Source organism: Marinilactibacillus sp. 15R (genome assembly GCF_001895285.1).
GTDB classification, from domain to species: Bacteria; Bacillota; Bacilli; order Lactobacillales; family Carnobacteriaceae_A; genus Marinilactibacillus; species Marinilactibacillus piezotolerans.
The window spans coordinates 2,665,643-2,678,335 of sequence record NZ_CP017761.1 but is presented as its reverse complement, the minus strand read 5'-3'; the positions used below and the strand labels follow the sequence as shown (position 1 = coordinate 2,678,335).

At 38.1% G+C, this 12,693-nt stretch carries 10 protein-coding genes and 1 pseudogene; 6 read left to right on the top strand and 5 right to left on the bottom strand.

The features are described from left to right. Positions 1 to 53: 53 nt before the first annotated feature. From BKP56_RS13135 to BKP56_RS14095, 5 genes are all read right to left on the bottom strand, one after another. Positions 54 to 1,592 (bottom strand): IS1182 family transposase, encoded by a 1,539-nt coding sequence (locus BKP56_RS13135; protein WP_072695719.1) that lies wholly within the window; start codon positions 1,590 to 1,592, stop codon positions 54 to 56. A gap of 160 nt (positions 1,593 to 1,752) precedes the next feature. Beyond that, positions 1,753 to 3,057 (bottom strand): sensor histidine kinase, encoded by a 1,305-nt coding sequence (locus BKP56_RS13130; protein ID WP_232226897.1) that lies wholly within the window; start codon positions 3,055 to 3,057, stop codon positions 1,753 to 1,755. A gap of 88 nt (positions 3,058 to 3,145) precedes the next feature. Then, positions 3,146 to 3,430 (bottom strand): winged helix-turn-helix domain-containing protein, encoded by a 285-nt coding sequence (locus tag BKP56_RS13125; protein WP_232226896.1) that lies wholly within the window; start codon positions 3,428 to 3,430, stop codon positions 3,146 to 3,148. After that, positions 3,397 to 3,774: an ATP-binding cassette domain-containing protein gene (locus tag BKP56_RS14100; protein ID WP_250637458.1), complete on the bottom strand. Its 378-nt coding sequence runs from the start codon at positions 3,772 to 3,774 to the stop codon at positions 3,397 to 3,399. The genes BKP56_RS13125 and BKP56_RS14100 overlap by 34 nt, the downstream gene beginning before the upstream one ends. 43 nt (positions 3,775 to 3,817) lie before the next feature. After that, positions 3,818 to 4,030, bottom strand: coding sequence for an ATP-binding cassette domain-containing protein (locus tag BKP56_RS14095; protein ID WP_198033956.1), 213 nt, complete (start codon positions 4,028 to 4,030; stop codon positions 3,818 to 3,820). Positions 4,031 to 4,384: 354 nt separating this feature from the next. Here BKP56_RS14095 and BKP56_RS13115 point away from each other — a divergent pair. The 6 genes and pseudogenes from BKP56_RS13115 (at position 4,385) to BKP56_RS13090 (ending at position 12,670) form a co-directional block, all read left to right on the top strand. After that, a pseudogene (locus BKP56_RS13115) lies at positions 4,385 to 5,704 on the top strand (IS1380 family transposase). A gap of 1,079 nt (positions 5,705 to 6,783) precedes the next feature. Continuing rightward, entirely contained in the window at positions 6,784 to 7,788 is a 1,005-nt protein-coding gene (gap, locus tag BKP56_RS13110) for a type I glyceraldehyde-3-phosphate dehydrogenase (RefSeq protein WP_072695717.1), read from the top strand. 31 nt (positions 7,789 to 7,819) lie between these two features. After that, entirely contained in the window at positions 7,820 to 8,014 is a 195-nt protein-coding gene (locus BKP56_RS13105; protein WP_072695715.1) for a DUF308 domain-containing protein, read from the top strand. Positions 8,015 to 8,282: 268 nt separating this feature from the next. Then, on the top strand, positions 8,283 to 9,173 hold the full coding sequence (locus BKP56_RS13100; protein ID WP_072695713.1) for a fructose bisphosphate aldolase: 891 nt from the start codon (positions 8,283 to 8,285) through the stop codon (positions 9,171 to 9,173). 560 nt (positions 9,174 to 9,733) lie between these two features. Then, on the top strand, positions 9,734 to 10,189 hold the full coding sequence (gene tcrY / locus BKP56_RS13095) for a copper-responsive transcriptional repressor TcrY (protein WP_072695711.1): 456 nt from the start codon (positions 9,734 to 9,736) through the stop codon (positions 10,187 to 10,189). A gap of 12 nt (positions 10,190 to 10,201) precedes the next feature. Continuing rightward, positions 10,202 to 12,670 (top strand): heavy metal translocating P-type ATPase, encoded by a 2,469-nt coding sequence (locus tag BKP56_RS13090; protein ID WP_072695709.1) that lies wholly within the window; start codon positions 10,202 to 10,204, stop codon positions 12,668 to 12,670. Positions 12,671 to 12,693 lie beyond the last annotated feature (23 nt).

The following is a 12,693-nucleotide window of genomic DNA, read 5'->3' as shown; positions in this document are numbered from 1 at the left end:
CTGAGAAAATTGTAGAATACAATTCTCTCAGGGGTTCTACTTACTGAATGATTCTATTTCTTCTTTCTTTTATTATATTTTCGTAGATTATTGGCCATGAAGATCAGATTCGTTTCATTTTCTACACTCGACTTCCCACGAACTGAAAATCGAGTGAACCTCAAATTGGCCTTCACCTGTCCGAAAGTTGGCTCTACATCAATTTTACGCTTACTGTAAAATTGAATTCCTTCTTCTGATGAAAGCTTTTCTCTAATCGTTAATTTTTGTTCCTCATATTCATAGTTAATGGAAAAGGATTTTCTCCCATTTTTGTAATTTGGATCCGTTGATTGGTAAATATGGGACAATCGTACAAATCCAGAATCTGTTTTTTGCTTACTAACATAACCGTACGCATAGAGAGTTCCATCAGGATGGGTATAGGTATTTTGAGCTTCATCGTGAATCCAATTCTCTCTATTTCTATCCGAAAGTCTGTATTTCTTTTTCTGTTCCTTTTCGTACATGCCGTATTTAACCAAGCCAGTCCATCCGGACCGTTCTAAATATTCTAAATTTTCTTGGCTACCATACCCTGCATCTGCGACAATATAAGTGGACGGTTGAATGGGCTTAGGAAGCGAATGCAAAAACGGGATAAGGGTTCTTGTATCCGTTGGATTAGGATAGACTTGCGTATGCAAAACAAACTGGTTTTCCGTTGCGATTTGGATATTATAGCCTGGCTTTAATTGGCCGTTTCTCATATGATCGTCTTTCATACGCATGAAAGTAGCCGTTTTGTCTGTCTTAGAGAAGCTATTTCGACCGTCAAATGTGCCGTAGTAATCTTCATATTTCTGTTCTCTAGGTATAAAGTCCTTTTTCAATCTATTTCTATGTTTTTTCAAGGAACGACGCTTTTTCTTCTTTTTCATAAGTACTTCTTTTTCGTTTGCCTGATTAATTTCTGTTTCAATCTTTTCCAGCTCTTTTTGAAGAAGTTCATATAGTTCTTCGATTTCTTTTTTAGTAAACGCCTGATTTTGATCTTTTTCGACCGCTTGATCGATGAGTGGGGCGATCTCTTCTTCATAGTAGTGAATTTCTTTTTCTTTTAAAGTAGAGTAGAATTGATCCGTGGCTTTCTTCCAAACAAATGTATATTTATTGGCGTCTGCTTCGAACTTTGTACCATCTATAAATAACGCTTTTCCTTCAATCAGTTTTTCTTCTTTTAAACGAAGAGAAAACGTGCAATAGAGATCTTGTAAAATAGCCTTAGTCACTTCTGATACTCTGAATCGATTAATTGTACGATAAGACACTAACGTTTGACCTGTTAACCATTGCATCGCTATATTTTCTTGCATCATTTTCTCGATTTTTCGACCGGAAAAGATCCCTTCTGAATAGGCAAATAGCAGCGCTTTGAGTAATACTTTCGGGTGATAAGCCGGGCGACCAAAGTCGTTTTCAATTAAGTGATATTGCGAGTCATCTAAATCTTCCACAACTTGATGAATAGAGTAGACGATATGATTTTCTGGTAAGTAACAGTTCATTTCTAATGGCAAGGTTGTTTGGTTCATGGTATATTGAGTATACATAAGGAGCACCCTTTCTATGATTTGTTGTGGTGACTTTATTATATCAAAGCCGTGCTCCTTTTGCTTACATAAACAAATAAGATCCACTGAAATCTCAAGTAGATTTTCAGCGGATCTTATTTGTTTGTTAAGACTTTTGTCCCAGCCTCTTTGTACGCTTCTATTTATTTTTAGGAAGAGTAATCGTAAAAGTTGTACCCTTTCCATAGACACTATCTACAGAAATAGTACCATGATGGGCATGGATAATACTTTTTACAATGGAAAGCCCAATTCCCTGTCCACCCAGCTGACTATTTCGAGATGGTTCCGCCATATAGAAACGTTCAAAGATTTGACTTACCTCGTCCGGAGGGATTCCTTGTCCATTATCCCCTATTCGAAAGGAAACAGTGGCTCTACTTTGCGAAACATGAATGTCAATTTTCCCACCAGAAGGAGTAAATTTAATAGCATTGAATAAAAGATTGGTTATGACCTGATGCATTTTATCTCGATCTGCGGAAACAAGAACAGAATTCCCACTAATGGAACAGTGAATCTGTCTCTCGATTAGTAATGCCTGAAAATTATCCCAGATTTGCTGAGATAGTTCCTTTAAGTCAAAGGTGGACTTTTGTAGCTGGGACTCCTGACTTTCAATCTCATTGATTCGATCGATTTCTCCAATTAGACGAGTGATGCGGTTCACTTCCTCATAACAACGATAGAGACGCTCTTCTGATACTTCCCAGACACCATCTATCATGGCTTCAATATTTCCCTTTAACGTCGTCAAAGGGGTCCTGATTTCATGGGCAATATCGGAAGACAAACGGTTTCGAATCTCCTGCTGGCGTTGAAGTTGCAGAGAGAGCTCGTTTACTGCATCTCTAAGATCGTCAATCTCTCGAATTCCCGATTCTTCCAAAGGAAGACTACTGTAACGTCCTTTCGCAATTTCCGTGGTGAAATCATTGATTGCGACAATAGGTGCACTTAGTTTTTTGGCTACTAGTACCGCAAAGAAGAAAGATATAAGAAGAGAGATAATGGCCACCAGAATCAAGATATTTCTCATATCAGAAATGAAGAAAGCTTCATGTTCCGTATAAGCGAAAGGACCTCCGAACTGTATCTCTACCAAGCCCACTTCTTCGCTGCCATTATAGAGCGGAATACGGGATTGCACATAGACTCTATCCACATTTCCCATTATTTGCTCCATATGCAGTAGATGATTCTGAATCTTGTCCTCGGCTTCTTTTTCCTCAGAGGGAGACGGGCCCCATAATAGCTGTCCATCTTCGTCATATATATTCAGAATCACTGCGTGTTGAAGAGCATTTCGACCCAAACTTTGGATTGCTTGTGAATCCTCTTCCCAGGTGCCATCTTCTCGATAAAGAGCCTCTAATTCAGAGGTGTATTCTTTTAACTCTGATTCCTGCCTTTCCTTCACATAGTCAGCAAAATGGCTTTCCATTAAGTTCAATGTTATCCAGCTGAACCCCCTACAAGAATAAAAGAGAGAGAAATAAAGGAAAGGAGGAGTTGCCATTTTATCGTTCGCTTCATTTTTGACCACCAAATCGGTATCCCGTTCCATATGCTGTCAGAATATAGTGAGGGTTTCGTTTATCGCCCTCTATTTTTTGTCGTAAATTCTTAATGTGAGTGTCTATGATTCGATCCGTTCCGTCAAAATCTAGCCCTTTGACCGCATCTAGCAGCTGGTCACGGGAAAATAATTGTTTAGGATGAGAGGCTAATAGGAATAACAAAGCGTACTCCGTGGGCGTAAGGTCGACCTCTACGCCTTTCTTTAAGACTTGTTTCCTATCCGGGTAGATTTCCAACAGACCTTCCTCAAGATAGTCGTGCCTGCTTTATTCAATGTTAATATTTGTTCCCAAAGGATAGCTCGGTAAGCGGGGTCTAACCCTGTTGTCGGTTCATCTAAAAATAAAATATCTGGCTGGTGAATGATTGCTCGAGCAATTTTTAAACGTTGTGCCATTCCACCGGAATAACTTTTGACATAATCATGTTGGCGATCTTTCAATCCAAACTTTTCGAGATATTCATCTGCTCTTTGATTGGCGGTGGAATCATCTAACCCGAAATACTTAGCATGGTAAGTGAGATTTTCTCGTGCTGTCAGTCCTTTATCAAGATTATTATGTTGAGCAACGACACCAATTTTTTTGCGAGCCCGAGCAGGATTTTCTAAAATCTGTTGATTATTAATGAATGAATATCTCTCCAGATGTTGGTTTACTCTGGGTCGTCAGCATACTAATCATGGTACTTTTCCCTGCACCATTAGGTCCTAGAAAGCCAAATATTTCTCCCGCTTGAACTTCTAAATTGATTCCTTTAACGGCTTCAATCTTTCGAGATTTAGAAAGAACAAAATCTTTTTTTACATTTATTGCTTTGAGTATAGTGTCTGCCATTCTGTTCTCACCTTCCTATTTTAAATTCTACTTCATTATATAGTCTGTAGTTAGGTACGGGGTCAAGAATTATAGCTTTTCTATAATAAAAACACACTTATTTACTTAAGTGCGTGAAATTTAATGATATTATGTGTTATATATTCTCTTCATTGCTTTGGAAAAAGAACTTGCAAGTGCACTTGCAAGTTTATTATATCCTGAATAATTCATACTTTTAATTAAAACCATGTGAAACTGCCTCACGGCACCTTACAATTACTTTTTCATTTTTACCTGTTAAGTGATGAAAAAAGAACCCCATTCTGATATGGTAAAGGTGTCTAAACCAACCATAAGAAAGGAGTTCTCTTCATGATTAGCTTACACAAAAACCAGGTAAAATTCAATTCAAACATTATCATTTCGCATACAGGTGGTCGTTTATCGAGTGATTCGGGTTTAGTCTTAGTTAAAGAAGTAATGGATACCTTCAAGTTTTCTGATTTGGCAAAATCACTTCTGGACATTAAAGATAACCGTGCTTACTACACGCATGATAATTTAGCGATATTAGAACAGCTCATTATGCAACTGATTGCTGGTTATTCGGCAGACTCGTCAGCTAATCTGTTACGACATGATCCAGTCTTTCAAATGGTGTTAGGCAGAAAACAATTAGCCTCACAATCGTCAATTTCACGGTTTCTGGATCGTTTTACCACGGAAAATGTGGGTCAATTACAATCATTAAATCAGTCGCTCATTGATAAAGCGCGTTTGATTCGCAATGACACCGAGTTAATCATTGATCTCGATTCCACTCATTCAGATACCTTTGACCATCAAGAACAAACAGATTATAATGCACATTATCAAACCTACGGCTACCACCCATTAGTTGCCTTTGACGGACTGACTGGAGATTTCTTAAAAGCTGAACTGCGTTCAGGTAATCAGTACACATCTAAAGGGGTGAAAGCCTTTATCGACCCATTGTTACACCACTACAATGAATCCATACCGAATACTGACATATTGGTTCGTGGGGACAGCGGCTTCGCAACACCAGAGGTGTATGAGTCTTGTGAAGAAAATGAAAGTCAGTATGTGATCCGATTAAAGAACAATCGGAGGTTAAGTCAATTAGCTGAGCAATCCGTTCTTTACGGGGATAACCAAAAATGGGAAGATCGGGAAGTTCAGTATTTTCCAATGCCTTATCAAGCATAATCATGGTCGAAACCCCGTCGAGTCTGTATACGTTCCGTTCGTGAAGCAGGAGAACTCCTCTTTCACCACGCATTCATTGTGACTAATCTATCCAATAATGTCTCACCTGAAGTCATATTCTCTCTTTACGGCAAACGGGGTACAATGGAGAATTTCATCAAAGAAGCGAAATCAGGCTTTTATTTTGACAAAACAGATAGCCCGCTCTTCCTGGAAAATCACGTTAGAATGATGATCAGTGTCCTGGCTTACAACCTCGTCAATTTTTTAAAGAACATTGGATTTGAACAAGTGAATCGGGGGATGACGATTCATTCTATACGATTGACATTGCTCAAAGTTGCCGGAAAACTCATTAAAACAGGTAGACAAGTCTATCTCAAACTGTCGAGTTATCATGTGTATCAAACTGAATTTTATAAGGTTTTTGAACGCCTACTGCGATCTAGGCAATGGATTTAGGCTAGTTATCGTAAAAATTTTTAACCTATTTTTCCAAGGGGTCAGTCTGCCCTTAAATAGACAAATAATTTTTATTATAGCCTTCTTCCGTAGATATCCTGTTCGAAAACACATTATTTTGGAAGAATGTATCTGCCTAATTTAAATATAGGCACTTTGTTCAAAAAAATAGCTTAAATTTAGAGCTATGAATTATTCAGGTCGAATACTATATTCATGACAAAGTGATATTAAGAATTATCTGGAACTTTTTGAAGTCCGGTCTGTTTTGGGATCGGACTCCTGAATTTTTCCCATTTCCGTCCATACTTGGTCAAGAACTGTTCTTTATCCGTCTCTCTTAAAGATCTCCATAATTCGGGCAGTACATCGTCGAGCTGATGAATGATGGATTGGCATTGTCCATTTCATTCAGGCTCTCCATGTCACGTTTTTATCTTTTAATGGTTCCTTCTCCGTAAGTGTGCCACATTTTTTTGAGCGCAATTCCATGCAGTTTCACTTCTTTCTTAGACCAGTCCACCATTGTTTCCAGAGGAATAAATCCATAGTATTTTACACAAGATTATGGGCTTGACTGAACTTGTAAAAGAAGCCCTCTAAAACAATTAAAATAAAACTTAGTGAGATTAATAAACGATTTAAAGACGATCTAACGAATAATTACTCTGTTTTTAATTTCTAGGACGGTCTACTTCTTTATTGTAGAACCGCTTCTCAACTATTGAAAAAATGGTAAACAGACATAAGTCTTTACTTGTAATTAATAAAAAATCGAAATGTTTGACAATGTAGATAGACAGCCATAAACTAAGAACATAGTCTATATCTATTGTTCATTTATATAACTTCTATCAGATATTTTAAGAATCTCGAAGACTTGTAAGAGTAAGATCACGAAAAAAACTATTTTAAAAATACTCTTGACAACTATCATTTACTAATGTAAACTCAAGTCAGCTTATGGTTTACACGAGTAGACGTAGAGGAGGGGTTAATGTTAAACTTTGGCTGCTAATTAAGGATAACCAGCACATATTCATCAAGAAAAATAGTACAAAATTAAATGGAGGAATATAATGACTACTAAAATAGCAATTAATGGGTTTGGTCGTATTGGACGCTTAGCATTTCGCCGTATTAAAGAGTTGAGGGACTCAGAACTACAGGTTGTTGCAGTAAATGATTTAACAAATAATGAGGATTTAGCCTACTCTTTAAAATACGATACTGCATATGGGATTTTCCCTTATGATATCGAGGCAAGAGGCGATTCAATTCTGGTTGATGGCAAAGAAGTTAAAACATTCGAAGAAAAGGATGCCAAAAAACTACCATGGTCCGATTTGGACATTGATATCGTTTTGGAATGTACAGGCTTCTACACAACTAATGAAAAAGCACAGGCACACATAGACGCTGGAGCTAAAAAAGTAATTATTTCAGCACCAACTAAAGATGAAGAAACGAAAGTCGTTGTCTTTGGTGTCAACCAAGAAATTTTGAGTCCAAGTGACAAAATTATTTCCGCCGCTTCCTGTACGACAAATGGTTTAGCCTTAATGACAAAAATATTAGTGGACGAGTTTGGGATTCAACGAGGCCTGATGACAGGATCGCGTGCCTATACAGCGACACAAAACATGCAAGATGCTCCCGGGGGACGTAAAAGTCGCGCAGGTGCTCAAAATGTTATTCCTGTTACGACTGGCGCTGCCAACGCATTAGGAAAAGTCATTCCAGAGGTTAAAGGGATCATTACGGGTACCACCACACGGGTTCCTGTCATTACTGCGGGCTTTGTAGAACTGTTCTCGGTGTTGGATAGAGAGGTAACCGTTGATCAGATTAACGAAGTGATGAAGGCAGCCGCGAATGATTCATATGGGTACACTGAGGATGAAATTGTTTCCTCCGATGTCGTGGGGGTTACACATGGATCCGTTTTTGATGCAACGTTAACAGAAGTATTAGATGCAAATGGGGGACAATTGGTTAAAACAGTTGCTTGGTACGATAACGAATATGGTTTTGTTTCTAATTTGGTGCGTTTAACAGAATATGTTTCTCGATTAAATAAATAATTAAAAAATATGCATAAGGAGAAGATAAATCATGAGTAATACAACTGGGCAATGGTTAGGATGGATTGGAATTCTTGTAGGGATAATCGCTTTCTTTTGGCAACCGGTATGGATGGGAGTAGCTGCAGTCGTTCTAGGAATCATCGGGCTATTTTCCCCACAGAAAGGACTCAACTGGACAGCGATTATTATTGGGGCAATTGCGTTAGTCCTGCCACTTTTATAATCAGAAAATGTAATAACAGCGATAATAGGCAAAGAAGACCTGTTATTTAGAATGTTTACCCCTTGAGCCTGTAAGGCTCAAATTTGTAATAAAAATGAAATCGGCGGATAGAAACCCCCTACAATAGAATTTCTATCCGTCGATGTTCTGAAAAAGCTTATTTTTGGTATTTTTTTAAAAAAGTGGTATAGGATGAAAATTTTTAATAAACTAATTAGTGAAGGATAACTATGGGAATTTCAGAAAATCTATGGAGGAGAATTTATCAATGAATCAAGAACATTTTGATACTATAAAGAATAAAGACGGCTTTATCGCGGCACTTGATCAAAGCGGTGGTAGTACACCAAAAGCTCTGAATGATTATGGGGTCAGTGAAGACCAGTATTCAAATGACGATGAAATGTTTGATCTTGTTCACAAAATGCGTACACGAATCATCACATCTCCATCTTTTACTCCGGATAAAATTATTGGCGCGATTTTATTTGAACATACGATGAATAATAGGATAGAAGGTCAGTATGCTGGAGATTATTTAAGCGATAAAGGAATTGTTCCGTTTATTAAAATAGATCAAGGACTTGCAGATGAAGAACATGGTGTACAATTAATGAAGCCAATTCCAGGACTTAATAATTTACTTCAACAAGCAAAAGAACAAAATATGTTTGGTACAAAAATGCGTTCAAACATTCTTTCATATAATGAAAAAGGCATCGATGATGTAGTCACCCAGCAGTTTCAAGTTGCTCAAGAAATAATTGATGCTGGCTTAGTTCCTATCGTTGAACCTGAAGTGAATATTCATTCTGAAGATAAAGAACAAATTGAGGAATATTTAAACCAATCCATTAAAAACCATTTAGATGCATTAGCTACTGATGATTATGTGATGTTGAAATTAACTATCCCAACGAAAGCTAATTTATATCAAGAATTAGCCGATCATTCACAAGTTTTACGTGTTGTTGCTTTATCAGGTGGTTATGAAAGAGACGAAGCGAACGAAATACTTAGTCAAAATGACAATGTTATAGCAAGTTTTTCACGGGCGCTTACGCAGGACTTATCTGTTAATCAAAGTAATGCAGACTTTGATGCAAAACTAAAAAAAGCAGTGGATTCTATTTATGAAGCTTCTGTTGTAAAAAACTAAATCTTTGCAAAAAACTTCCAATATTCATATACTAGAACTTACATTCGAGTTATAGTATAGACAGAGAGTAGCATATCATTCTCCTAGATTTTAAGATGGTACTCCCCAATGAGCTACTCATACAATTATAGTCCGATAAAGACGCAAAAAGGCAGGGCTCTCACCTTACTTTTTTTGTGTTTAAAGCTGAAATAGTTTGTAGATGAATAATTTGCGATGCTGTGACCCCTTGAGCCTGTTAGGCTCAAATTTGTAATCAAAATGAAATCGGGGGATAGAAAACCCGTACAGTGGGATGTCTATCCGCCGACATTCTGAAAAAGCTTATTTTCGGTGTTTTTTTAAAAGAGAAGTGTCCGACGAACCAATCCCTAATTAATGAACTAAAACACAATCCATATTTTCGTCAGGCGTGTCGCATCGAAACGAAAGTTAAAAAGTTATAAAAAATAATACATCACAAATTATTCATTTACATAAACTCTTGACAATAATCGTTTACTAGTGTAAACTCTATTTAACATTAATGTTTACGCACGAAAACGAAAGAGGGAGAGAATATGAGTACTATAGCTGTAGACCTTCATATAACCGATGCTGAATGGGAAGTCATGCGTGTAGTCTGGGCGAATACCCAAGTGACTAGTAAAGAAGTCATTTCTACATTGGGAGAGAAAATGGACTGGAAACAAGCGACAACCAAAACGCTCTTAGGTCGACTCGTGGAAAAAGGCGTACTGAATACAGAACAAGAAGGTAGAAAATATATTTATTCGGCAAATATCGAAGAGAAAGAAGCGGTAAGAAGTTTTACAAACGATATTTTCGATCGTATTTGTCGAAAGAATGTCGGGAATGTAATAGAGAGTATCATTAAGGATCATACTTTAAGTTTCGATGATATCCAACGGCTAGAAGAAATATTAGAGATGAAAAAAGCTTTCGCAGTAGAAGAAGTTGATTGTCAGTGTGCAGAAGGGCAATGCGATTGCCATTTACATCATCATGGAGAATGAGGAGCGAAAAAATTGGAGAATAAATCATTTGCCATAGAAGGTATGACCTGTGCGTCTTGTGCACAGACAGTAGAAAAAGCAGCAAAAAAGGTTCGTGGGGTCACACAGGCTTCCGTAAACCTAGCAACAGAGAAGTTAAGTATTGAGTACGATGAACCAACTTTTTCGGTAGAAAATCTACAAAAAGCGGTGGATAATTCAGGGTATGAACTGATTGCCCAAGAGGGAAAGACGCAAACCTTTGCAATTGAAGGTATGACCTGCGCATCCTGTGCACAGACAATTGAAAAAGCCGTCGGAAAGTTGTCGGGCGTAGATAAAGCTTCCGTCAATTTAGCGACAGAAAAAATGCAAGTTTCCTATAACCCGTCAGCAATTTCAGTATCTGATGTGACTGGTGCTGTATCCAATAGTGGTTATGCAGCCGTATTAGAGACTACGGATACTCAAGATAATTCACGAGCAGAGAAGCGTGAGAAAAAAGAAAAAAGAATAAAGCAACTTCTAAATCGTTTTGGGATATCCATTATATTTACAATCCCTTTATTAATTATATCCATGGGTCATATGGTAGGTATGCCTCTACCAAATATCGTTGACCCAATGATAAATGCATTTAATTTTTCTCTTTTACAACTTATTCTGACTTTGCCGATAATGGTAGTAAGCTGGGAATATTTCCAGAAGGGATTTAAAAGTTTATTTAAAGGTCATCCAAATATGGATTCCCTGATTGCGCTTGGTACGGCGGCTGCATTTGTTTACAGCCTTGCTGCGACAATCGGAACTGGCTTAGGTTATGGTAATTTTTCAGAGGTACTTTATTATGAAGTGACCGGTGTTATCTTGGCGCTCCATACTTTAGGACTATTTTTAGAAGACCGCTCAAAGGGGCAAATGTCCTCAGCTATTGAGAAATTAGTTAGCTTGGCTCCTAAAACAGCTCGAGTGATACGTAATGGTGAAGAACAGGAAATTGCTGTGGAAGCTGTCGCTATAGGAGATATCATTAGAGTTCGTCCGGGAGAAAGAATGCCTGTAGATGGTGTTGTTGTTGAAGGACGTACTACAGTTGATGAATCGATGCTGACAGGAGAAAGTATTCCTGTTGAAAAGCAAGATGGAGACGAGGTTATTGGGGCGAGTATAAATAATAATGGTTCCATTGAATACCGCGCCACTCGAGTGGGAAGTGATACAACCCTATCCCAAATTATAAAAATGGTAGAAGATGCACAAGGGTCTAAAGCACCCATTGCTCGAATGGCCGATATCATTACAGGATATTTCGTACCGATTGTTATCGGATTAGCCATTTTAGCAGGAGTTGCTTGGTTAATTGCAGGTCAAACAGGTATATTTGCTTTATCCGTTATCATAACAACCCTTGTCATTGCTTGTCCATGTGCCTTAGGTTTGGCGACTCCAACAAGTATTATGGTTGCAACCGGAAAAGGGGCAGAACATGGTGTCTTGATAAAAAATGGTGAGGCGCTAGAAACCACTCATAATCTAGAGACGATTGTATTTGATAAAACAGGAACCCTGACAGAAGGTAAACCTATCGTGACGGATATTTTAGTGACTCCTTTGATTACTGAAGAAGAGCTTTTATATTATGCAGCTTCTGGTGAAACTGGATCTGAACACCCATTAGGCGAAGCCATTGTACAAAAATCAAAAGAAGAGAATATGTCATTAACTAAGCCGGATCATTTTGAAGCCATTCCTGGACACGGTATTAAAGTAGAAATTGATGGCAAAAATATGTACATTGGAAACCGCAAGCTGATGGTAGAGCAGAATATTGATTTATCAAGCATGGAAAAAGAATCCGATCGTTTAGCAGACGAAGGAAAAACACCGATGTATCTCTCTATAGACGGAGAATTGGCTGGAATTGTCGCAGTAGCGGATACATTAAAAGAAAATAGTATGAAGGCTGTTAAAGAACTTAAAAAACGTAACATCGAAGTCATTATGATTACTGGAGATAACAAACGTACAGCCAAAGCGATAGCTAAGCAAGCGGGTATTGACCGCGTATTAAGTGAAGTATTACCTGAAGATAAAGCAGAGGAAGTCAAAAAACTACAAGAATCAGGCAAAAAGGTCGCAATGGTTGGGGACGGCATTAATGATGCACCAGCATTGGCTCAAGCGGATATCGGAATTGCAGTTGGATCAGGTACGGACGTGGCGATTGAATCAGCTAATATTGTCCTCATGCGTAATGATTTAACAGCTGTATTGACTGCGATTGATTTAAGTCATACAACGCTACGAAACATTAAACAAAACTTGTTCTGGGCTTTTGCTTACAACCTTGTAGGTATTCCAGTTGCAATGGGTCTCTTGTATATTTTCGGCGGCCCGCTGATGAGCCCGATTTTTGCGGCAGTCGCAATGAGTTTCAGTTCGGTGTCGGTCTTGCTCAATGCTTTACGGTTAAGACGATTCAACCCTTCGCCTGTTAAGTGAAACAAATGTTAAAGGAGGACAAA